Below are 24,529 nucleotides of genomic sequence, written 5' to 3'. Positions count from 1 at the left end.
TTTTAGCATTTTGTAAATAGCAAATTAAAATTTTTTTACTCCTCTTCTTCCTCTTGAAGTGTACTCTTAGCTGCCTCAATTATTTTTTGGGCAATATGGCTTGGAACTTCCTCATACCTTGCAAACTCCATGGAAAAATATCCTCTTCCCTGTGTCATTGACCTGAGGTCTGTTGCGTATTTGAACATCTCAGCAAGAGGAACTTCTGCTAAAATCTCTTCTAAGTGACTGTCAAGCGGCTGCATTCCTAAAACTCTTCCTCTTCGTCTGTTCAAATCACCCATAATATCACCTGTATAGTTCTGTGGAACTACAACTTTCACACTCATAATTGGTTCTAAAAGCACCGGATTGGCTTGTGCAAGACCTTTTTTGAAGGCTAAAGATGTTGCAACTTTGAACGCAAGTTCTGATGAGTCAACTGGATGATACGACCCATCAACCAATGTAGCTTTCAAATTCATAACAGGATAGCCTGCAAGCACACCCTTTTTAATACACTCTCTCAATCCCTTTTCAACAGCTGGAATATATTGTTTTGGTACCGCACCACCAAATATCTTCTCTTCAAAAACTAAATCTTCTTCTGGACCTGGTTCAAATTCAATAAAAACATGTCCATACTGGCCATGTCCTCCTGTTTGTTTCTTGTACTTTCCTTCACTCTTTACCTTCTTTCTGATAGTTTCTCTATAAGGGACTTTTGGGTCAGATAAAACTACTGAGACACCAAACTTGTTTTTAAGCTTGCTGACAATCACATCTATGTGCATCTCACCAATACCATAGATGATGTTTTGCCCAGTTTCATTGTTCTTTTCTATCCTGAAAGTAAGGTCCTCCTCCATAAGCTTGTGAAGACCGTTTGAAATTTTTTCTTCATCACCTTTTGTCTTTGGCTCAATGGCAAGCATTAGCCACGGACGGGGAAAATCAATTTCTTGAAGCTTTATTGGTCTTGACTGCTCGCACAGGGTGGAATTTGTTAGAGTAGATTGTAACTTTGTCACAATACCGATGTCACCTGCAACAAGCTCAGATACAGGGATTTGCTTTTTACCTCTTATCATGAAGATTTGTGAGATTTTTTCAAGTTTTTCTGACATGGTATTAAATAAGGTCATTTCTGGTTTTAGAATACCGCTCACTACTTTTAGGTATGAAATCCTGCCAACAAACGGGTCAGCAACTGTTTTGAATACAAAAGCACATACAGGAGTGTTCTTATCGACTTTTATATCTAATTCATTTCCATTTTTTATATCCATTGCTTTGTACTGTTTTTCACCAGCTGCCGGCAAAAGTTTTATGATAGTATCTAAAAGCTCTTTAACTCCAATACCCTTTGTAGCACATCCGCACAGTATTGGAAAAACTGACCTTTGTCTTACCCCTTCACCAAGTCCTTTGTAGATTTCATCATCAGAGATTTCTTCACCTGCAAAATATTTTTCCATCAGATTTTCATCATTTTCGACCGAATCTTCAATAAGACTATTTCTTATCTCTTCAATTTTATCACTCAACCCGCTCGGAATTTCTATTTCCTTTGCGGTGTTATCTTCATACCTGTAAGCTCTTTTTGAAATCACATCAACAAAGCCAATAAACTTCCCATCTTCCATTATTGGATACTGAATCGGAATTGCCTTTTGTGTTAAAATCTGTTTGATTTTATTTACTACTTTGTCAAAATTAGCGTTTTCCTCGTCCATTTTGTTGACATATATAAGCACTGGAAGATTATACTTCTGTGCAAGTTCCCATGATTTTTCAGTGCCAACCTGCACACCTGTTTTTGCACCGATTACCAACACTGCAGAGTCAGCTATATGCAACGCTTCGCATACCTCACCAACAAAGTCAAAGTATCCTGGCGTGTCAAGAATATTTATCTTACAGTTTTGCCACTCAAGTGGTTCTACTGTCATTGAAATTGAGATTCGTCTTTTTATTTCTTCAGGGTCAAAGTCTGAGGTTGTTGTACCATCTTCTATCCTTCCCATTCTGTCAATACATTTTGCGGCAAATAACATACTTTCTGTGAGAACTGTTTTCCCATCCCCTCCGTGACCAAGTAAAACCACATTCTTTATATACTGCGGAGCATAGTCTTTCATATAGGCATTCCCCCTTGTAACTTAAAAGATTTAAATTTGTATGCGATAAATAAAATATTCTACACTGATATTAAAAATCCTTTTGCTAATTTGTTAATCCTTTCAGAAAAAATTTAAAAGAATATCACTTTGATAGAATTTAAATTGTGTTAGAATATATAAATCTTATTGACGTGGTAAAAAATGTTGCTGTAAAATTTTATACAGAAGAATCTTTAATCTGATTTTAAAAATAAAGGGGTTTTAAAATCTCATGAAAAAAGTGACGGTTGACCAGCTCGAAGAAGGTATGAAACTTGCGCGGGATGTGTTTACTGAAAACGGCAAACTTTTGCTCCCAGAGGGATTTATCATCAAACCCTCATTTATTCAAAAGCTCAGAGAACACAATATTGAGAGTGTCTACGTGGAAGATGAAAAAACAGAAAGTTATGTGAAAGAAGAGGTCATTTATCATGAAACTTTTGTTGCTATTCAGGATTTAATGCTGTCTGCAAAGGCAGGAGAAATTGTTGACCCATTTGTTGCTAAAGAAATAGTAAATGATATTGTTGGGCAAATAATTGAAGAAGAAGACGTGTTTTTACGAATAGTTGGGTTTAGAGATGTTGACAACTATACATATTTTCACTCTGTAGATGTGAGTATTTTTGCTGCTATAATTGGAAAGCTTTTGGAACTTGATAGAAAACAGATAGAAGAGCTGGCTTTGGCAGCACTTCTGCATGATTTTGGCAAGATGAAAATCCCTCATGAAATATTGAATAAGCCAGCAAAGCTTACTGATGAAGAGTTTGAAGAGATGAAAAAACATACTATATATGGGTATCAAATTGTAAAAAACATGGATGATGTTTCTGAAAAGATTGCAGAAGTAGCACTTTTACATCACGAAAGACTTGATGGGTCGGGTTATCCTCTCAAGCTCAAAGGTGATAAAATCCCTTTGTTCGCAAAAATAGTGGCAGTTGCGGATGTCTACGATGCTCTTACAGCAGACAGAGTATATAAAAAGAAAATAGTACCAACAAAGGCGGCAGATTATCTTACAAAATATTCGGGTATTTATTTTGATAAAGATATTGTCCAAAAATTCTTGAAAATGGTAGTAAAGTATCCGGTGGGTTGCTTTGTTGTTTTGAATACTGGTGAAATTGCAATTGTATATGAAGAAAATCCTTTCAATAAGACAAGACCAATAGTTAAAGTTGTTGCAAAAAAAGAAGGTCCACCTGTACTTATTCCTTATTTTGTGGACCTTTCACAAGATTATAAAAGGGAAATTATTGATGTAATTAACTATTAACTTTTTTTGCTTACAAAATTTATATATGGAACGGCATTTTCACAGTAAGATGATACTATTCCTTTTTGCAGCTTAAAGTAGCCACATGAAGCAATCATAGCTGCATTGTCTGTACAATATATTAATTCTGGTACAAAAAATTCAATATTGTGTTCAGCACACTTTTTATAAAATTCGCTTCTTAGCCTTGAGTTTGCAGCAACACCACCGGCAACCGCTATTTTTCTGATATTTGTCTCAAGTGAAAGACTGATTGTCTTTTCCACGAGCATACTCACAACTGTTTTTTGGAATGATGCAGCTACATCTTCTATTCTAAATTCTTCTTTTTTTTGCCAAAGTCCATGAACATGGTTTATCACGGCAGATTTTATCCCACTGAAACTAAAATTGTATCCATCAACACCAGCCACAGGATATTTGTATTTGTCTTCATCACCATGTTTTGCGATTTTGTCTATGGCCGGACCGCCTGGATATCCAAGCCCCAAGTATCTTGCAATCTTATCAAAAGCCTCACCTGCCGCATCATCTCTTGTTTTCCCAACCACCTCATACACATCAAAGTCTTTTAAAATAATTAGATTGGTATGTCCTCCAGAAACTACTAGAACAATCAATGGAGGTGTAAGTTGAGGGTATGTTATAAAATTTGCATAAATATGTCCTTCTATATGATTCACAGCAACAAACGGAAGTTTTCTGGCATAGCTTAGTGCTTTTGCGAACGAAAGCCCCACAAGAAGCGAACCTACAAGCCCAGGTCCGTACGTTGCAGCAATACCATCGATATCGTGTATAGCCAAACCTGCCTGTTTGAACGCCATATCAACAACATATGAAATCTTCTCAACATGTTTGCGAGAAGCTATCTCTGGCACAACACCACCAAATTGATGGTGTATGTCAGTCTGAGAATATATCACATTTGACAAAACTCTTCTTCCATCTTCTACGATTGCAGCAGAAGTTTCATCACATGATGTTTCAATTCCAAGTACAAGCATCTTTTAAATCTCAGCTCCTTAATAAAATAAAGTTTAACACTTCTTTATTATACCAAATTCTTATACAATTTTAATTTTTCCTATTACACATTTTTGATATAATAGATTAGTCCAAAACTTTTTAAGCAGAGGAGGGTATTGTTTTGACAGCATTCCAAGCAATTTTTCTAGGAACACTACAGGGGCTTGGAGAATTTTTGCCAATTTCAAGCTCTGCACACCTGATAATCTTCCCATGGCTTTTTGGCTGGAAAGAACACTCTCTTGTATTCGATGTTGCTCTGCATCTTGGAACACTCTTAGCGGTACTTGTATATTTTTGGAAGGACTACTTAGATCTCATGGTACAAGGAATTGCAAAGCCAAAGTCAGAAAAAGGAAAATTGCTTTGGTTCATAATAGTTGCAACAATTCCGGGTGCACTTTTTGGATACTTTTTTGAAAATATTGTAGAAGAAGTTTTTAGAAAACAATATCTTTTAATTGCAATTGTGCTTGCAGTATTTGGATTCATACTATACTATGTAGATTCAATCGCAAAAAACAAAGTGGAACTTTCAAAGATGAATGTGTTGCAAGCAGCTTTAATTGGCATTTCACAGGCGTTTGCTCTTTTCCCTGGAATTTCGCGATCTGGCATTACAATGACAACAGGACTTTTGCTTGGTCTTAAAAAAGAAGCTGCAGCTAAATTTTCGTTCTTGATGTCAGCACCTATTATACTTGGTGCAGGATTTGTTTCGCTTTTAAAAAATATAAATTATGTATTTACAGAATTTTACAGCTTTGCAATTGGATTTTTTACATCGGCAGTTGTAGGTTTTCTCGCAATCCATTTTTTGCTTGGTATTGTCAAGAAAAGTGGTTTTAAAATCTTTGCATATTATAGATTTTTCTTAGCCGCAGTTATTTTAGTTTTTTATCTTTTAAGATTAGTGTAGATAATAGGATCATTATTATAATGCCAAGACCGATGTACCCCATGAGAGAGTACAGCTTTCTTAGAAGTTCCTGAAACTCATTAAAACCTAAAATAAGCGAAACGATGATAATCACAAACTTAATTTTATGATTTTTGATAGAATAAGAAAGACCCATATAGTTTGCGAGAATAGTTGTAAGTATTTCTAAAAATGTACAGGTTACAAGGACAAACTGCAAAACAGGATTCTTCTCAATTTTCAAAAGAGGCATTTGGGAAGTCTGAATCCAGTTTTCTGAAAGTAATAGAATATTGATAATTAATATCAGTAAAAAAGTTAGAACAGCAGAAATGGCAATTGATATTTTAATCTCTTGCTTACAAAATCTTTCTTCAAGATTATTTATTACAGGAAAGGCAAGTAACGAGTTGTAAGTAGCGTAAAGAAGAGGAAATATAAGATTATGAAAAATATCCTTTGATAAATGAAAATTTAAATTTTTAAATTGAAATAATATAGTATTTTTGTGTATAAATTTTGAAAAAATAAATGCAATTGTCATAATTAAAATGCTTACTACAACCTTGTTTAAATTAATAATTGTTAGCAAGCCATGCTTATATATTGCAAAGCTCAAGACAACACAAAGTAAAGTAAACACATATTTATTAATACCAAAAAGTTCTTTTCCTAGTTGACCAAATGCTGAAAACATAACTGTTAATGTTATTACAGAAAAGACCAAAATGTAAGATTTGAATATCACTAAAATTATTATATTTTTGATTCTGATGTTCACAAGGTAAAATAATATTAAAAATATAAGAATGGAAGAAAAGCCTATATACAAAAAACTTTTTTCTTTGAATTGAGAGAAAAAGTAGAAAATCTCTTGACCAGTGGAAAAACCAGCACCTATTATTGATCCTAAAATTGTAGAAACAATTGCAAAAATTTTTTCCATACTGGGTTGTTCTCCTGCTACGTTTGCATTTTCTCAAATTACATGATATTTAAATTTACAACATTATATGAAAGAATTCTGGAGGAATAAGTAATGGAACTTTTAAAACAAATATTTATCTCAATTGCCGAATACCTATCCCAGTTTGGTCATTTAGGTGTATTTATAGGAATGACGCTTGAGTCTGCCTGTATTCCAATACCCTCTGAGGTCATCCTGCCACTTGGTGGGTACCTCGTATATAAAGGAATTGGAACTGTACTGTCCATGACCATTGTTGCAACCTTGGGTTGTTTAGCTGGCTCTGTAATAGCCTATGTAGTAGGGTACTTCGGCGGAAGGCCATTTATACTCAAATACGGTAAATATTTTTTTATATCAAAACACGATTTTGAAAAGGCAGAAGAATTCTTTCAAAAAAAAGGGGAAATTACTATATTTTTGAGCAGACTTCTGCCTGTTATAAGAACATTTATCTCGCTACCTGCTGGTATCGCAAAGATGAATTTTTTAAAATTTTGCTTTTATACAACCCTTGGTTCATTCCCATGGTGTTTACTTTTTGTGTACCTTGGTAAAAAACTTGGAGACAATTGGAAGTCAATTGAAGAACATTTAAAAGGTTTTGATTATTTTATATTAGCCTTAATAATTGTTGCGATTGTAGGTTATATTGTCTATAAAATTTTCAAAGGGAAAAAGTCAGCTGATGTTGAATAAATATAAATGTTGATGTATAATTATTAAAAACTTTTGAGTGAGGGGCCAAAACAATGAAGTTAGATGATATAATCTCTTATGATTTACAGTATTATGTAAACGTGTTTGGAAATCGAATACCACTTGCATTTGTAAGAGGAGAAGGATGCATTCTTTATGACAGCGAAAACAAAGAATACCTTGATTTTATCTCTGGAATTTCTGTGTGCAATTTGGGGCACAGCCATCCAAAATTTGTTGCTGCCTTGAAAGACCAGATTGAAAAGCTCATACACACATCAAGTCTGTTTTACATTGAACCTCAAGCACTTTTGGCAAAAAAACTTGCTGAAGTTTCTAAATTTGACAAAGTATTTTTTTGTAACTCTGGAGCTGAGGCGAACGAGGCTGCAATAAAGCTTGTGAGAAACTACTTTTTCAAAAAAGGTCTTTCAAAATACAAAATCATCACACTTGAAAATTCCTTCCATGGAAGAACACTTGCAACAACTGCTGCAACAGGTCAAAAAAAGTATCAAAAGCCATTTGAACCAATGCCAGAAGGATTTATAAACGTTGAGGCAGACATTGAAAAGATAAAAAATGCTATAGATGACAAAACAGCTGCGGTTATGATTGAACTTGTTCAGGCAGAAGGCGGAATAAATGTGCTTTCAAAAGAGTTTGTACAAAAGCTTTATAATCTTTGCAAACAAGAGGACCTTTTGCTTGTAATTGACGAGGTTCAAACAGGAATTGGAAGGTGTGGCAGTCTTTTTTGTTTTGAGCAGTATGATATAACACCTAACATAATTACTCTTGCAAAAGGGCTTGGAAATGGTGTGCCGATTGGAGCTATGCTTTGCAAAAAAGAAATTGCTACATTTGAACCAGGGGAACACGGCTCAACTTTTGGTGGAAATTTGCTTGCAACAAGAGCAGCTTTAGAGGTGTTGAGAATAATTGAAGAAGAAAATATAATTGAAAATGTGAACAAAATGGGGGATTATTTAAAGCAAAAGCTTTTTGAGCTAAAAGAACAATTCGACTTTATTGTGGATGTCAGAGGTTTGGGACTTTTAATAGGTGTTGAATTTTCTTTCCCTGTGAAAGAGCTTGTAAGAAAGCTTGCTTTAGCCGGACTTTTGACAAGCAGCTGCGGAGGTGGAAACGTTATAAGATTTGCTCCACCTTTGATTGTTCAAAAAACTCACATAGATAAAGCTATGGAAATTTTCAAAGACGTGGTGAAAAGTTATGCTAACATGGGAAGAACTTGAAAATGCATGTCTTTCATGTGAAAAATGCCCTATTTCTAAAAATCGCACAAACGTTGTGGTGGGTGATGGAAACAAAAATGCAAAGCTTGTATTTGTTGGCGAAGCTCCTGGTGAAGAAGAAGACAAGCAAGGGAAACCGTTTGTAGGAAGAGCAGGAAAGTTTTTGGACTTGGCTTTGACTTCTCTGGAGCTTTCAAGAGAAAAAGATTTTTATATCTGCAACATTTTAAAGTGTAGACCACCAAACAATCGCGTCCCAACAGAAGTGGAGGCTCAAAACTGCTTGCCTTTTTTGAGAGCTCAGATAAAACTTATCTCTCCAAAAATAATTGTCTGCCTCGGTGCAACTGCCATGAAATATATTCTTGGCAAAGACCTTAAAATCACTCAAGACAGAGGAAAATGGTTTGAAAAAGGTGGTTTTTTGATTATGGCTACATACCATCCAGCAGCACTTTTAAGAGACCCAGGCAAAAGAGAGGATTTTTACAGAGATTTAAAAAGTGTAAAGGAGAAGCTGGAGAAAATAAAATAGTTGCTAGAAAAAAATATAAATAAGGGCATACTACAAATGTAGTGTGCCCCTTCTATCTTCTTATGGTATCTTTATTCTAATTACATTACCGCCCAATATTCTATCTGAGTAAATGGCATAAACCGTAATGTAATAGTAATGGCCTCTCTTAAGTTCCTTATATTCTCCATTGATCAAATACTTATCCTTTGCTTTGACATTTATTGAAGTAATATTTTTATCTGATACTACTGCCAACAAGCCATCTTTATTGAAGTCAGGTGATGAGTTAGTATCAGATACAATAACTCTATACCCTTGAAGCTTATCGTTATCAATTTTGTTCCACCTTAAGTTGATATACGACTGTCCCCACCATCTTACTATTTTTGCCTGAAACTTTGGTCTTAATTTTGCAATCTCCAAATTAGAATAATAAACGGCCTTGATGCTATTCCCAGGGATAAGTCTATCTTGATACTGAGCTGTTACACTAAAATAATATTCTTTACCATCTTTTAAATACTCACCGAAATCTCCACCTTTGTAAGGAATTGTGTTGTCAATAACAATCTGAGCTGTATTTTTGTCATTGATAAACACAAGATAACCATTGTCCGGATATTTAGGTTCTTTACTTTTTTTGGATATCACAATCCAATATCCTATAAGTCGGGAATCGTCTATCTTTTGCCAGCTTAAAACAAATTTATTGTCTTTATATTCATATTTTACAGACGGCTTTTCAAAATAATTTTGTATAACTGGCATTCTCATTTTCACAGCATTGCCTTTTACGTAGACATTTCCCTCATAGATTGCTGTAACACTGAAATAATATTCTTCTCCGCTTTTTACATAAACTCCAAAGTCACCACCATTATACTTTGAATTCACTCCAATCTCTATATAATTAGCATTTCTGTCAGACAATATGGTCAGATATCCATCTTGCGGATATCCCGGCTGGCTATTGTTCTTTGAGATAACAACTGCGTATCCTTTCAGTTTTTTATCACTTATTCTATTCCATATCAGGACAACTTTGTCTCCCTTTGTATAGGCAGTGACATTGGGTATAGGATAAGTATATCTCTGATTAGAACCTGATGAAGAATTATCGTCATAGGTAACTTTTTCTTCAGTTGATTGAGCATTAATAACGTTGTACAACAGTACCGCTGCCTGAGCACGGGTAAGAATTCCTTGTGGCTCAAATTTATACTGATTAGAATTTGAAACTGGGCTTCCTACCATAATACCTTTTGCAATGGCAATTGCGACATATTTAACAAGATTCTTTGATATCTGGTCTTTATCAATGTAGTCACTTAAAATACTCATGTCAACATTTTCATTCTGTAGTCCCTTTGCTTTTACAAGTGCAACTGCCATATCCTCTCTTACCGCATAATCAGATGGTTTAAAGTAGTCGCCATTTTGACTTCTAAAACCTGTCAAATAATATTTTGCAGTCTCTACATATGGATATGCCCAGTGGTATTTTGGAACGTCTTTAAAGGATGGATTATCTGTCACTCTGATTGGAAGATTCAAGCTAATTACCATAATCCTTGCAAATTCAGCCCTTGTGACTGGATTGTCTGGTCTGAAAGTGTTGTCCGGATAGCCTGTTATTATTCCTCTTTCTACCATAAATTTTACAGCGTTATATGCCCAATGATTTTGAGAAAGGTCGGAAAAGATTGAGTTTGATTGTTCTTGAGAAAATGAAACTATGCTAAAAATAGAAACCATAAAAACTATTGCAAAAAAACCTGTCAACAGCTTTTTATAATACCATCTCATACTCCTCCAACTCCTTTCTAAAATAAGTTGATTTTTTATACAATAACATTATATCCAATATTTATGTGATTCATTTTATGATATTATTACAAATCTATGTAAATTTTATTTCCACTTTATACATTGAAACAGCTCCAAATTTTTGAGATAATCTTAATAAACAATTACATCAATGGTGACTCTAACATGCTTGAAGCATATGAACAGATTACAAAACTTAAATATATTATTGAGCGTTTTAGTAGTTTTATAATTAATTCTTCTGCAGAAAAAGATATTAACGAAATCCTATCAATGACAATCGACACCTGTTTAGAACTTACAGGAAGCGATGGTGCAACCATTTATTTAAAAGAAACTGTAGAGCAAGAAGATAAACTTGTAATAAAAGCTACTAAAAATCTCTCTGTAAATTTTGAATTTTATTTAGGTTATACTTTGCCTATATCACCTATAAGCATGGCTGGTTATGTCGCAATAACTCAAAAACCTATTGTTATCAATGATACATTAAACTTACCTGATAATCATGAATTTAAACAGTTCAAATTTTTTGACAAAAGTTTACATTATGTTACTATAAACATTGTTACTGCCCCTATATTTGACTTTCGAAATAGGCTTCTGGGAGTTTTGCAAGTAATAAATAAAAAAGCAAAATCAAATTTAAAATTAGATGAAACCAACGCCTCATTATATACCATAAGTTATACAGAAACAGATATAAAAATAATCTTGGCTATCTCTTCTTTTGTAGGAATACTTATTGACAGAATTAAAGCTTACGAAAAAAATGATTTATCTGTTATAACCACTCAAAGACTACTTTCTAACATGTTTGAATCAGTAAAAAAATCCATTTCTGTTTTAAATGATATTCTTGTAAGTGGTCAGCAGAAGTTTATTGAATCCTTGCAACCAGAAAAAAAAGAAAAACTCTTAAACTTAAAAGAAGGCATAGAACTCTTTAAAAAACAATATGATCTTTCAAAAGTAACTGAAATTCTTACAACAATTGTTTATTTAGTAGTTAAAAATTTAGATATGAAATCTTTAGATATTCTGCATGAAATTTTTTCTACCGAAATAAGACTTTATGATATTCCTGTAAAAATTAATGATTACGAATATATAATTTTTCTTCACAATGTAGATTTAATAAAAGCTCGAATGATTGCAAAAAGAATAGAACGAAAATTTATTGAAAAAATTCAAACAGATGATGTCAAAAATTCTCAACCAATGTTTTCCTGGAACTTTTATGAACTAAAACCTGATGAAGAAAAAAGTATTGAAGAAGTTATCAATTATTTGCAAAAAAATAGCTAAAGAAAATGAAGGTGAAATCTGAAATGAAAACACCTTTGTTGAAATTTTTGGGTATAGGAAGTGCTTTCAATCCTTATTTAAAAAACACTTCTGCCTATTTCGAGTTTGATAATGAATTATTCATATTTGATTGTGGTGAAGGTATTTTTTCAAGTTTGTATAAACTTAAATTGCCAGAAAAATATCAAACAATTAATGTTCTTATTACACACACACATTCTGACCATACCGCAACTTTAGGACACTTAATTTTTTATTGTTTTTATGAGTTAGGTAAAAAAGTTAAGATTTTTTTCCCAGAAGAATCTTTAATCCTTTCTTTACTAAGTAATATGGGTATAAAAAAGAATATCTATGAATTAGTAAAATTAGATGATATCTTCATATACAATGAAAAACTTACGATAATAACAATAAAACAACAACATGTTGATGAAATTCCTTGCTTTGGCTATCTAATTAAAACAAAAGAAAGTTGTTTTTTTTATAGCGGAGACGCTAAAACAATAAATAAACTAATCCTTAGTAAATTTTTAAATGGAGAAATTGATTTTTTATATCAAGATACATGTTCTGAAAATCAACACGAAGACAATCCCCATCTTTCATTAAATGAACTTGCTAACATTGTTCCACCTGAAAAAAGGAATAAGGTTTATTGTATCCATATCGACGCAAATTTCAATTTTAATCTTGCTTTAAGCATGGGCTTTAATATCCCAGAACAAATAGAAGTATAAATTAAAAAATAAAAAAGATGCCCCTCTTAATAAGCCAGAGGGGCAAAAATCTATTTTTTAGGAGTTCGAGGGGTTATGAGGATAGAGGGATTATCTTGCCCAAATAAAACGCGAAAAATGATCTGTTTTAAGCTGCTGTTTTTTAAGCTTAACAAAAATATTAATCCCCGCAGACCTGTCATAAATGTAGCCTTCATATCCTAAGCACCTTAGATGAACATCTTTTTTAAATTGAGCATCAGGAGAAAAATCAATGTATATATTACCATTTTCCGCATATATTTGAGCATTAAATGTAATTGAGTCTATGCCATCAGGTAGAGAATTTTTTTTGAAATCAATCTCAACAAAACCTACCTGGAATTTTCCTCCTTCGTTTGTAACTGTAAAGCTACCATTGAACAACACAGGATTCTCATTTTCAGCAATAACAACAGAAGTAGCTATTGTCCAACACAACATCAATACAAACACTGCTAAAGAAATTTTCTTAAGTTTTGGAGAACTCATAATCTCTACCCTCCTTTTATCGGGCACTATCAATATAGCACCCAAAATAATTACCACAAAAATCTAAAAGGCACCTGACTTTGCCAGGTGCCTTAATGCTAAAGAAAAATATCTTTAGCATATGTTTCGGCAGCCTGGCGACCATAGGAAGCTTCCTTCCGACAGGCCCATGGCTTTGCGTCCCTGCCTTTCGACAGGTTTGCCCTTTTCGACATATGCTACTATTTTTATCGTATTTATTTTGATATAATTAAATTACTATTTATCGTTTGTTTTTATTATCTCACAACAGTCTTCTTTTTTCAATATTTATTATTTCCATATATGCTAATTAAAGGTGTGATAAAATTGTTCTGTTTTAACTGTGGAAACAAGTTACAAGAAAAATTCGTTAGCAGTTGCATTGTATGTGGTATAAAATTTGACAAGTACTGTGCAAATTGTAATTATCCAGTCCCTTCTTTTGCTAATTTTTGCCCAAACTGTGGCAGTTTTATTTCAAAATCACAGGAATATTCTAAAACAGAAGAACTTAAAAAATTAGCTATAATGTTTGCTGATGTTTCGGATTTCACAAAACTTTCTGAAAAGTTTTCTCCTGATGAACTTAGAAACTTGATAAATGAATTTTTTGAATATATTTTAAGACCGGTTTACAATTTTAATGGAATTGTAGATAAATTTATAGGTGATTGTGCCCTCATTATTTTTGGACTAAAAGATTCTCCAATTGACGCACCATTAAAAAGTGTCCAGTGTGCGCTTGAAATGATAAAGTTATCACAAGAATTTTCAAAAACTAAAAATATTAATCTTTTTCTTTCTGTTGGAATAAATTATGGTTTTGTTATGGTGGGAAAGATTGGCGGATTTTTTGAAAAGGACTATACTGTTTTAGGTGACGTTGTGAATACTGCTCAGAGACTTCAAACTGCTGCTCCACCAAATACAATTTATGTATCAGAGAGTATTTATAGAGAAACATATGAAAATATAGAATATTCTGGCCCAATTGAGCTAAATTTAAAAAACAAATCTAAAGTTGTGAAATGTTATATTCCTAAAAAAGTTAATGAACAAGTTGAATATAACCACATCATTGAGGTATTGTTGCACAACTACACATCAAATGTTATTGACAGAATTATTTCAAAAGATTCTGATTTTTTAGTATTATTATCTTCTGATAACTGTGGAAAGCATTTTATTATCAATATTATAATGAGACATTTAGATAAAAGTAATATAAGGTACTATTATATCAGTTTATCAGAAAGATATGCGCAGAAACCTTTTTATCTTTTATCGTTATTAATTTTAAAAATACTAAATGTAAATTATGAAGATTCTCTAATTATAAAGAAAAATAGGCTTATATCATTTGCAGAGTATTTATTTAAAGAAAATCTCAAGATGGCCGAAAAATGTTATAACTATCTTTCACTTATTCTTCACTTAGATCTCAGTAGTGATTTTAAAGAATTCATTTCTTATATGACACCAGAGGATATTATGTTTGAACTTTTTGAAGTTATTACCTTTTTTTTAAAAAAGGTTTTTGAAACAGAGTTTTCTGTTGTTATAATTGAAAATCTAAATCTGGCAGATAAAGAATCATTAGATTTTATCGTTAGTTTTATATCACAACAACAAAGTAAGCCATTTTTTATCTTCTCAACAAACACTGAATTAAGAAATTTTCCAGAAAATTACTACATCAGAGTCAATGAATTGTCAATTGAAAATATCAAAAAGGCAGTTCAAATTTATTTTAATACAAAAGAAGTTGATAATGAATCATTGAGATTACTCATAGATATATCTGAAGGCAAATTAGACTATCTCTTAGAAACATTGAAATGGTTAGAAGTAAACAAATTTTATATAGTATTGAATGATATTTTTAAAATTGTTCTTTCCGAAAAAAATATAGAAAGCATTAAGACTAATATTATTCTCAACAAGATTTTTCACGTTGAAAACGAAATATTGGATTTTTTAAAAATTGCAGCCGTTTATGGTTTCAGATTCAGTAGCAGGATAATATTTAATATACTTCAACCTTCAAAGGAACCTTCATATTTAATAACTCAAGCACAAAAGTTAAATCTCATCAAATTTGTAGATAGTGTATATAACTCCAATTTTCCAGACAAAATATACCAATTTGTTGAACCAGAAATTGTAAAAATACTTCTTGAGTTGATTCCATTACACATTAGGAAAAACTTGCACCTGAAAATTGCGACCACCATCGAAAAAATAGTGTCTAAGGAAGACTTAGCAATTTATTATGAGACATTGTTTTATCATTACAAAGAAGCAGGAAATTTTCTTAAAGGTGCAAATTACCTTTTTGAGCTTGCAATGCAGTACAAAAAAAGACAGCTAATAAATTATGCTTTAAAATACCTCTATAAGTTACTTGACGAGATTAAAAACATTAATGTTGAAGATGCAATAACTCTTTATACTTCCATTATAGAACAACTTGCAAGTTCAGAAAAAAACTTAGGAAATTATGAAGCAGCCATTTCGCACTATACTAAACTTCTTAATCTTTACAAAACAGATGAAGAAAAATTTTTATTAGAAGCTGAAATTTGTGAATGTTATATCCTCCAAAGTAACTTTGAAAAAGCAAAAACCTATTTAAACAAATTAAAAGAAAACTATGTTTTTGAAGGAAACATTAAGAAAAGTAGAATATTATACCTTTTATGTCTTTATAAAAGCTACATTGGCGAACCTGATTTGCAATATTATATAAACCAGCTTGAAATAACATTAAAGGAAAATGATGATTTTGAACAACTTGCACAGATTTTAAATATTGTCTCTTATTCTGTCTATGCATTTACTGGTGAGTCAAAAAAGGCATTTCTTTATCTTAAAAAGGCTTTAAACTATGCAAATAAGTCAAAAAACTTATTGCTTAAAGCAAAAATCCTTACAAATATTGGAACACTTTACTATGAAGAAGGCAAATCATCAGAAGCAATAAAATATATGTTTGATGCATTTGAGCTTTCTAAGATTTTATCTAACCGTCACCTTCAGTTGATTTTGTTAAACAATATTGGAATAATAAATTTCGAAAAAGGAGTTTTGGGAAAAGCCTTAGAATCATTCTTAAAAGCTTTATCATATGCGGATGAATGGAAACTCTTTTATGAAGAATGTGTGTCTTATCTTAATCTTGGTGAATTGTATCTTGAAAAAGGAGATATCATAGAAAGTTATAACTCCTTTTCACAGAGTTTAGACCTAGCAAATAAATTCAATTTTATCTCAGAAAAAGCTTTATCTTTAATCGGACTTGCAAAAGTAATGCTTGAAAAAGGTAATCTCTCCGCTGCAAATGACCTGCTAAATGAAGTTGCAAAAATTATATCTGATAGCAAAGAAAATAGGATTGAGCTTGAGTATATTCTTGCCAAAACTAAACTAGACCTCTTAAAAAATAAGGTCGATAATGCTATTTTGGTTATTGAAAAAGCAATTGCAATAACCGAACAATTAAAAAATCCATTACATAAAATAAAAACTTTGAGAATGTACTCAACCGTTCTAAGACACAAGGGAGAATATATAAGCGCTCTTAAAAACCTTAAAGTTTGTGAGAAACTTGCAAATCAAATAGAGTCATCTTTAGAACTTGCAAAGATATATTATGATATTGCAAACACTTATATTGTTTTAGGAAACGAAAAAGAGTTTGATGAAACAATAAAATTAGCACATTTCTGGGCTGAAAAGATTGATAGTGAACATAATATAAAATCATTAATTGATACTCTTTTGAAACAAAGCAAAAGAGGCTGACTTCTATTTATTTGAAAAAGTCAGCCTCTTTTAAATCTTGATACTTTTTATCTGAGGATAGCTTTTTTAACAACAACATTATTAATCTTCTTCTCATACGCAGTGGTATATGTTACACCACCACTAATAATATCAATTTGTGAGATATTAAAACTCACAGTTGCTGATGTGAAACTTGGTTTTAATTTAAATGTAATAGTCTTTGATAATACTCTCAAACCATTTTGCTGTCTTGTAGTACTGTCAACTACAAGCTGGATTGGAAATGTTACGTTTGTATTAAGTTTGTCAGAAGGATTCATTTCGATATATACCTTTATTTTAGCCGAAGAATCATAACTAAATAGTCCCAAATCATCAACTTTTATAGATATATTTGCGCTTGAATTATCTGAAATTATTTTTTTAGTAATTGAAAAACTTTTTATCATATTTGTAGCATCAATAACAAATAAATTAATAGGTGTTAAGTTCATAGAATTAGGTGCACTATTTATGCTGTAAGACAATATTGGGGTAAAATTAAATGTACCTTCTCTTAAAAATGTAATCTTATAATCGATAGTCAAACTCGTAGGTGTTGGCCCTAAATCAACTGCGTAGTTAAATGAAGGATTTGTGGTTGTAATCTTCTGCAGTGCAATGTATGAATCATTTACTGCTAAAGCAAAATTATTAATGACTGTTGGAATATCAAGTGACTTACCAAATGCGCTAATTATAAGCTTTGCATCATATTGAGTATTTGGCACATATATATTACCACTACCTACTATTTGAAATGTAGCACTAATTCCTGGCATTCTGACAAATTCAACCTGCCCAAGATTTGCCTCCACGCTTCCTGTGGTTTCACCGTTTAAAGTATCATATCTTCTGAATGTAAGTGTTGCCTTCCCAAGATTATATATTCCTTCTGAGTTAGATGTTATCTTAAAAGATACCTCTTGCGAAGCAGGAGTTGTGCCACCATTTTCAAATGTGACAGGATTAAATGTACCTATTAATTTCCCATTTTCAACTCTCCAGCCAGCAGGCATTGAAGTTATTGTAAGCCCTGAGGGAATTGGGTATTCAACAGTCAGATTATCATATGTTACTGCCAAGTTTATTATTCTAAATATCTCCTGCAAAATAGAATTTAACGCACTTGGGTTTGAGATATAATAAGACTTTCCGCTTGCAGTACTTGCCATCAAATCGATAAATGTTTTGTCAACATCCGCACCAGTTGTATCAACTCCAACTACAAATACCTTCGCTCCACTTTGCGCAAGTGTTTGAACAGCAGAAAGGGTCTCTGACTTTGTAGTATTATCTGGCTGAGAACCAGGTCCATCAACAAGTGGATACCCATTTTTTGTACCATTTATATAAAATGTTGGCATACCATCTGTAATAAATACAACATATTTGTCATTTCCAGAGGGTGACGAGTCAAGAAGTGCTTTTGCTTTATTAAGCGCAGCTTCCATGTTAGTTCCGCCAGATGCAACCATATTGTCAATGTATGTCTTTGCGTTATTTACAGCAGAAGAGCTTGTTAAATCTATGAGATTCTGTGTGCAATTATTCGGTAATGAATAAGGTCCATATATAGAAGATGAATTTCCTTTGTTCCATGTTCCATTTTGATAATAAAATCCTTTAATATAAAAAGTGGAATTATCATTTATAAAAGTATCAAAGTCAACAATCCCAAGCTTGTCACCAGACTTTGCAGAATTTTTAAAACTGTCAATTAGATTCTTTGCGGCATTTTTTGCCGCCGTCATCTTACCATTGCTACTCATCGAACCAGAAGAATCAACAACAAGTACTACCGAAACAGGTGACCTTGTCACGTTTATAGAACCTGTCGGTGTTAGCCTGAGTTTTACTTCAATGTCATTTCCTACATAGCCTTTAGATTTAACTACACCTCCATTAAATCCAATACTCACAGAAGACGTATCCGCTGCCTTTGCTTTTGTAGAAAAGTAATAAAACCCGCTACAAATTGTCATAAAAATTAGTAATACACCAATCCATGCCATAAATCTCCGTTTCATTAAAATCCCTCCTTTTTTTTAATGTATCCAACACTTATAATTAAACTTATACAAATTACTTTTCCATTTCAAATATCTTCTAATATAAATTATACCACTTTCATCAATCACTAACAACCTGTCTTTTACTTTTAACCTTAATATTTGTTTTTACTGTTGTTTCATAAAATGTACTAACAAATGGTATTTCAATAATGTCATTTGTATCAATGCCCTTTATAAAGAAGTTGTAAAGCTGACCCAACCTGTCTGATATGCTGTTAAAGTTTGCATAGTTAAAGTAATACATAAGCTGGCTTGAAATGCCTTTACTATATTCAATTGTAAGATTACCATTTCCACAAACTACAATATCCCCTCCTGCTATTATATTTCCTTTTAGAGTTTTTTCTTGTGTACTACTGTTTCTTAGAATAACACTGCCTTTTGTCACAATCAAAACATTTTCTATGTCTAAAAGTGAAACCCCATTATAGCTTGGAAGTCCAAAATCAATTTCTTCCACGTCATTTTTGCTGATAACAATAAGATTTTTGTCATCATTTATTATAAGTCGGTCAGATCCAATCTGATTAAAATCGACAAAATCAAATAAGTCAAATTTATCTTTTGTGTTATCTAATAACCCTTTGTCAACAAGATTTAATTCTTTGAAATAATTTTCTTTTGTTGGATCTATCACATTGTCTATTATAGACTGTCTTAATATATCTGAAGATGATACGGTCTGGCCCAAGTTGACAAACTCACCAGTACCTGCCGAGCCAATAGTCGAATTAATAGTCGGTTCATTTAAAAAATTGATAATTCTTCTTGCCAAGTAAAGTTTACCATTTGCATTTAAAAAATAATGAAAGTAACTTGTATCATAAGGGTTTGATGGGTCAAAATGTATATTTCCTCCACCAACAGTTATATTAGTGGAACCGGTATTATACTGTGTATCAAAATCAGTAGGGTCTTTTATGTGCGCGGTGAGATAGTGAAGTACAAAGTTTATTGATCTTTCTACTGACGAAATTGGAAAACCACCCACTGTTTCAACATCCATATCATAGAAGCTTGCTTCTACTTCCTCTGTTGGACTTACCTTCACTTTAAATGGTTTAAAGTAATCAGAAGCAAATAAATCCAGTGTTGTAAAAGAACCAATACTTCCATTTAATCCAAGAGTATTAAGAAGATCAGAAAGTTCTGCTATAGGAAGATTAAAATATTGGTAGATAGTAAAATTAGGCATTAGCGAAGAACTCTCTGGCATTCTGAAAAGTTTTTCCTTACCATTTTCATCAGTTCTATGTATTTCATCAACAAATACAACTCCCATTAGCACAATATTTTTTCCTATATTTAATCTTGCTGTATCTTCATTTATCGCTATTGAAGAACTCATGTTGTAATTGTAAGGAACATCTGCTGTGCCAAGACCAATTAGCGAGCCTGAAATATTAATGTTGCTATTTTGAGCGTACATTGAGATGTTGTCCATGATATATGCATTTTTGCCTATTGTAATTGAAGAATTATCCGATGCATTTTCTGTAACAATACTGTGACAATAAACATCATCTGTAATGGTTATCTGTGAATTAGGAGCACAAGTTTTAACAAACCCACCGTATAGCGAATATTTATCCATAAGCCTCACTGGATTGGAAGGTGCTTCGGGATTCAAATCAGTATATCCAACAAATACAGGTGCATTTTCAATTCTTATATTTCCACTTATAACTCCCGAACCACTCAAGATGTTTTCAATTCTATTTTTAGTCATTGAATCTATTTTATTAACTCTTGAATCAGAAGATAAATTATCAAGCTGAGTTTGTGTCAAGCCTGCCAAAATTCCACCAAAATATTCAGACGGATTTGAATATCTCACATCATTTGCAGTTCCATTCACATAGACCTTTCCACCTTTTATTTTGAACAAATTTAAACCATTTAGAACAATCAAGTTCCTACCTGCAAAAATTGCATAGTCAAGTATATGGTTAAAACTTCTCTTTATTGTCCTCGTAGAAAAATTCAAAGCATTACTTTTATATGGGAAAATACTAAAATCTGCTCTTAAAACTCTTTTAGTTTTTTCTTTTAGTAAATTTACAACAACTTCCATCTTAATATCAATTGGATTTTCTATATCAGTACTTGACATGTGCAGGTTCATATCAGTTGCAGGGTCAAATCTTATTTCAACATCAACTTCCGGATTATTAAAATCTACCATTTTCATAAATGAATATAAATCATTTGAAGTTCCTCTCCAGTTATCAATTGTATAAATGGTGCCAGAAACAGTAAACTCAATTGCAGGTCTCTCAGAAAACGTACCTGAATTTGTAAAAAAATTGTTCATATACTCTTTAAACTTTTCCAAAAATTTTTTTCTCACTTTATCTTGGTACTCCTTATTAATTTGAACAAGTGCATTGTCATAATCAGTCTTGGATATAAGACCATTCATGTACTGCAGATAATACTGGCTCTCCTTTTGCTGATAGTCTTTTAAGATATTTGCAATATCTGGATTTTGAGTGTTAAGAACACCACTTTCCATAAAAACATAATTATCTGCCATTTTTCGTGCTTTGTCTGCGACCATGTCAAGATAATATATAATTCTTTCAAAAACACTTTCTGCATCGTAATATGCTCTGTTTTTTGCATAGTAGCCTTTACTAATTTTTAGTGATGATATTGCTGCTTCAATCAAAGCAACGGACATAACAAACATAACCGCTATGAAGATTATTGTAAGTACCAACGTCGAACCTTTATGTTTGCTTTCAATTTTCATATCTACTTCACCCTGTGAGTATAATATGTTGTATATTCTTTAATAAACTGACCATTTAAATCATAAATTTTTAAAGAAATCTGCCTTACCCTTTCTACGCCTGTAAGAACAGAATGTCTCGGAGAATTATCATAGACAATGAATGGAGTTGTTGCAAGGATTTTGATATTATTGTTAACATTCGTCAGCCAAAGATTGAACATAGTAGTAGTAAGTTTATTTGAGAGGTCATACACACCATCAATTACTACATAGAGAAAATGTGATAAAGTGTCACATACAAACTCTGCTCCAAGTTTGGCAGGTTCTGTACTGTTTCCACTTAAAAAAGTTATAATTGGTGAACCATTTAGGACAAAAGTATATGTCGCCCTCTTGGTTGCTTCGTCATATCTTATCTGTATTCTAAGTTTGTCAAATGTACTAGAAGATATTTGTCTTTCATAGGTATTATGAGTTGCCAAATCCTCGATTGTCAGTTTACCTGTCGCATCTAAATATATTCTAAAATCTATTTGGCTGTTTTCAATATTTTGAATAGTTCCCGTTTTAAATGAATCGTCAATCTCGTAGTTTACTGTATATCCATTTATATTCAAAGAACCTGTGCCATAAACATTTTGATATACAAGATTTTCAACAGCTTGATTTATAACTTCAGCAACTTCAAGATTTGTCTTTGCACTAATGTTTACCTTCAACGACTGCTGAATAAGTAACACTATGGGGGTGACAAACAGTGCAAATACTGCAACTGTCACAATAACCTCAACAAGAGTAAACCCTTTTAATTGTTTCATGCTTGCTCGTCACCCCACTTTATTTTCTCACAACGCTAATATCAAATCCACTTGGTGCAATGTTCACTCTTGGTTTTTGCTTATCATCACCTGAAATATAAATTTTTACTGGTTTATCAGAACTATTAGTTACTTTAAGAGTTACTACATTCTCATCATCTTTGTATTTTCTTGGGGTTGAAAATACCACAATTAAAATCTGGCTTTTATCCTGCAAATCCAAAATGTCAAATTTATTAGCTTGGGGATATTCGCTTGCCTGAGTACCAATCCTGTAATAATACTTGTCACCTTCTTTTTTAATTGTTATAAAAGCATTTTCACTTTTCTTTTTAGCACCAAATATTGAACCTTTTTGAGTTTTTTCAATAGTTACATTGGTTGTAGGAGAATATAAAGTTGATACTGTTACAACAAAATCTGCTTTATTAAAATCTACTTTCTCTTCTGATAATTGACTTTGGTCTTTAGTGCTTGCACTTTTTTCGTTAAAAGTGATATTTTTATTGTTTTGTGGTAACTTAAAACTGGTTTCTGCATTTGTTAAAGACATATTATCTGTTCTTTCCACTTTTAAGGCTGATGACTGTTTTGTAATTTCATTTTTTTTTAAATCTTCTTGAGTATAGATAAACTTGGCCTTTTGCCCAGATCCACCACTGAACAAATCGCCTTTACCATATGAAATTGCAAAGTTTTGCCATTTCCTTTCAGGAGCAAGCGTATCTTCAAAACCATAAAATTTAATTTCAAAACTTGCTGTTATCATGTTGTTATTCCCGCCTGACAACGAGATTGAATCGACAGAATACAAAGGTTCAAATTCCTTTTGCAAAAACAATAATTTTTTGAAGTTAGCATATGTCATTTGCCAGTTTTGTTTAGATGAATAAAAGTATGCTTTTGCAATATTAATATTGTTATAAGTAACATTTAGGCTCTGTCTTTGCGAAAATGTAAAGTCTGAGGTTTTACTCCCAACCATCTGAGCAAGCCTTTGCAAATCAAGCATTGAAAATTTTTCGTCTTGATTGGGCGGAATTTTTTGACTTATAGACATATAGTCTTTTTCAACTTCTTTTAACTTTTGTTTTTGAAGATTATAAATAGCAATCTTCTGATCTATTTCACTTAGCTTACTTTCTAACTGTTGCTTTTCTGAAATTAAATTACTAAGCTTTTGAGAATAAGGAGTATAGAAAAAGTTATAAAACAAAAATCCAATAATAACCATACCAAGAATTACTAAAAGTTTTTTATCTCTGTCTGTGATTTGCACTTTTTCTCACTTCCTTGCTATGTCTGCTGATATTGTTGAAGTTTTTGAACTTTCATCTCCAGTTACACTACTAAAATTTACGTTCATAAAGTAATTACTTGTTTGAAGGTTGTAAACAAACTGTGTCACTGTTTCAAGTGTATCTGCCTTCACTGTACATGTAATTTTTTCAGTTGAAAGATTCAAGCTTTCAAACTTTAGATTTATAGGTGCTAATGCCTCAAGCTTGTCCAAAATTTCTAAATACTTTATGTGGTTTTTTGATACATATTCAAGTAAAGCTCTCTTTTGTGTATCCAGTGTTTTTTTCTCAACAAGTCTTTGTGCTTCTACCATTTGTTGCTGCTTTATTCTTATTTCGTCACTCAATCTTTTGATATCATTATTCGTAGTCATTATTTTAGTCAAATAAATAGAAGCAATTAACGCAAATAAGCATATCTCCAATATAAACACCAAAAAATATACTCTAAGCGTTGCATCTTTCTTTTTTATCCCTCTTTCATATGCCAACAAAAGATTTATATCTTTCAGTTTTTTTGCCATTCATTATCTCTCCTCAGTAATATGAAA

General features: G+C 32.2%; 18 protein-coding genes and 1 riboswitch. Of the genes, 8 read left to right on the top strand and 10 right to left on the bottom strand.

Going from position 1 to position 24,529, the window contains the following annotated elements; translation table 11 throughout:
* Positions 1–35 precede the first annotated feature (35 nt).
* A complete protein-coding gene (gene fusA / locus CaldiYA01_RS03455) occupies positions 36–2,120 on the bottom strand; it encodes an elongation factor G (protein WP_207181388.1) in 2,085 nt (694 codons plus the stop codon).
* Between the two features lie 253 nt (positions 2,121–2,373).
* On the opposite strand from fusA, the gene CaldiYA01_RS03450 reads away from it, so the two are divergent.
* Entirely contained in the window at positions 2,374–3,426 is a 1,053-nt protein-coding gene (locus CaldiYA01_RS03450) for an HD-GYP domain-containing protein (RefSeq protein ID WP_207181386.1), read from the top strand.
* Here CaldiYA01_RS03450 and tsaD read toward each other — a convergent pair.
* Positions 3,423–4,433, bottom strand: coding sequence for a tRNA (adenosine(37)-N6)-threonylcarbamoyltransferase complex transferase subunit TsaD (tsaD, locus tag CaldiYA01_RS03445; protein WP_207181384.1), 1,011 nt, complete (start codon positions 4,431–4,433; stop codon positions 3,423–3,425). The genes CaldiYA01_RS03450 and tsaD overlap by 4 nt on opposite strands.
* A gap of 143 nt (positions 4,434–4,576) precedes the next feature.
* Between tsaD and uppP the strand changes: the two genes are divergently transcribed.
* Positions 4,577–5,374, top strand: coding sequence for an undecaprenyl-diphosphatase UppP (uppP, locus tag CaldiYA01_RS03440; protein ID WP_207181371.1), 798 nt, complete (start codon positions 4,577–4,579; stop codon positions 5,372–5,374).
* Here uppP and CaldiYA01_RS03435 read toward each other — a convergent pair.
* Positions 5,340–6,320 (bottom strand): hypothetical protein, encoded by a 981-nt coding sequence (locus CaldiYA01_RS03435; RefSeq protein WP_207181370.1) that lies wholly within the window; start codon positions 6,318–6,320, stop codon positions 5,340–5,342. The two genes, uppP and CaldiYA01_RS03435, sit on opposite strands and share 35 nt — an antisense overlap.
* A 93-nt stretch (positions 6,321–6,413) precedes the next feature.
* On the opposite strand from CaldiYA01_RS03435, the gene CaldiYA01_RS03430 reads away from it, so the two are divergent.
* Genes CaldiYA01_RS03430 through CaldiYA01_RS03420 form a run of 3 tightly spaced genes read left to right on the top strand, consistent with a single transcriptional unit; the run spans position 6,414 to position 8,834 of the window.
* Positions 6,414–7,040 carry a DedA family protein gene (locus tag CaldiYA01_RS03430; RefSeq protein WP_207181369.1) on the top strand — a complete coding sequence of 209 codons (627 nt, stop codon included), beginning with the start codon at positions 6,414–6,416 and terminating at the stop codon, positions 7,038–7,040.
* A gap of 53 nt (positions 7,041–7,093) precedes the next feature.
* Positions 7,094–8,299 (top strand): aspartate aminotransferase family protein, encoded by a 1,206-nt coding sequence (locus CaldiYA01_RS03425; RefSeq protein ID WP_207181368.1) that lies wholly within the window; start codon positions 7,094–7,096, stop codon positions 8,297–8,299.
* The gene (locus CaldiYA01_RS03420; protein WP_207181367.1) at positions 8,277–8,834 is read left to right on the top strand and encodes a uracil-DNA glycosylase; all 558 of its coding nucleotides are present in this window, start codon (positions 8,277–8,279) and stop codon (positions 8,832–8,834) included. The genes CaldiYA01_RS03425 and CaldiYA01_RS03420 overlap by 23 nt, the downstream gene beginning before the upstream one ends.
* A gap of 60 nt (positions 8,835–8,894) precedes the next feature.
* Here the strand turns inward: CaldiYA01_RS03420 and CaldiYA01_RS03415 are convergent, their stop codons facing one another.
* Positions 8,895–10,622: an S-layer homology domain-containing protein gene (locus CaldiYA01_RS03415; protein WP_207181365.1), complete on the bottom strand. Its 1,728-nt coding sequence runs from the start codon at positions 10,620–10,622 to the stop codon at positions 8,895–8,897.
* Between the two features lie 186 nt (positions 10,623–10,808).
* Between CaldiYA01_RS03415 and CaldiYA01_RS03410 the strand changes: the two genes are divergently transcribed.
* Together CaldiYA01_RS03410 and CaldiYA01_RS03405 are read left to right on the top strand one after the other, a co-directional pair.
* On the top strand, positions 10,809–11,951 hold the full coding sequence (locus tag CaldiYA01_RS03410) for a GAF domain-containing protein (RefSeq protein WP_238480585.1): 1,143 nt from the start codon (positions 10,809–10,811) through the stop codon (positions 11,949–11,951).
* Between the two features lie 23 nt (positions 11,952–11,974).
* Entirely contained in the window at positions 11,975–12,691 is a 717-nt protein-coding gene (locus tag CaldiYA01_RS03405) for an MBL fold metallo-hydrolase (protein ID WP_207181363.1), read from the top strand.
* 90 nt (positions 12,692–12,781) lie between these two features.
* Here CaldiYA01_RS03405 and CaldiYA01_RS03400 read toward each other — a convergent pair whose 3' ends face one another.
* Positions 12,782–13,153: a hypothetical protein gene (locus CaldiYA01_RS03400; RefSeq protein WP_408612170.1), complete on the bottom strand. Its 372-nt coding sequence runs from the start codon at positions 13,151–13,153 to the stop codon at positions 12,782–12,784.
* Positions 13,154–13,326: 173 nt separating this feature from the next.
* A riboswitch (cyclic di-GMP riboswitch) is annotated at positions 13,327–13,415 on the bottom strand.
* 125 nt (positions 13,416–13,540) lie between these two features.
* On the opposite strand from CaldiYA01_RS03400, the gene CaldiYA01_RS03395 reads away from it, so the two are divergent.
* Positions 13,541–17,026 carry an adenylate/guanylate cyclase domain-containing protein gene (locus tag CaldiYA01_RS03395; RefSeq protein ID WP_238480584.1) on the top strand — a complete coding sequence of 1,162 codons (3,486 nt, stop codon included), beginning with the start codon at positions 13,541–13,543 and terminating at the stop codon, positions 17,024–17,026.
* Positions 17,027–17,073: 47 nt separating this feature from the next.
* Here CaldiYA01_RS03395 and CaldiYA01_RS03390 read toward each other — a convergent pair whose 3' ends face one another.
* The 5 genes from CaldiYA01_RS03390 to CaldiYA01_RS03370 form a co-directional block, all read right to left on the bottom strand.
* Positions 17,074–19,077, bottom strand: coding sequence for a vWA domain-containing protein (locus CaldiYA01_RS03390; RefSeq protein WP_207181357.1), 2,004 nt, complete (start codon positions 19,075–19,077; stop codon positions 17,074–17,076).
* 103 nt (positions 19,078–19,180) lie between these two features.
* Positions 19,181–21,877: a pilus assembly PilX N-terminal domain-containing protein gene (locus tag CaldiYA01_RS03385; RefSeq protein ID WP_207181355.1), complete on the bottom strand. Its 2,697-nt coding sequence runs from the start codon at positions 21,875–21,877 to the stop codon at positions 19,181–19,183.
* Between the two features lie 2 nt (positions 21,878–21,879).
* Entirely contained in the window at positions 21,880–22,677 is a 798-nt protein-coding gene (locus CaldiYA01_RS03380) for a type IV pilus modification PilV family protein (RefSeq protein WP_207181353.1), read from the bottom strand.
* A 19-nt stretch (positions 22,678–22,696) separates the two neighbouring features.
* On the bottom strand, positions 22,697–23,956 hold the full coding sequence (locus CaldiYA01_RS03375) for a hypothetical protein (RefSeq protein ID WP_207181351.1): 1,260 nt from the start codon (positions 23,954–23,956) through the stop codon (positions 22,697–22,699).
* A gap of 6 nt (positions 23,957–23,962) precedes the next feature.
* Complete coding sequence (locus CaldiYA01_RS03370) at positions 23,963–24,502, bottom strand: PilN domain-containing protein (RefSeq protein WP_207181349.1); 540 nt, start codon at positions 24,500–24,502, stop codon at positions 23,963–23,965.
* Between the last annotated feature and the right edge of the window lie 27 nt (positions 24,503–24,529).

This window comes from Caldicellulosiruptor diazotrophicus (assembly GCF_017347585.1).
GTDB lineage: Bacteria > Bacillota > Thermoanaerobacteria > Caldicellulosiruptorales > Caldicellulosiruptoraceae > Caldicellulosiruptor > Caldicellulosiruptor diazotrophicus.
The sequence above is the reverse complement of the archived record's forward strand: the minus strand, read 5'-3'. Positions and strand labels throughout refer to the sequence as shown.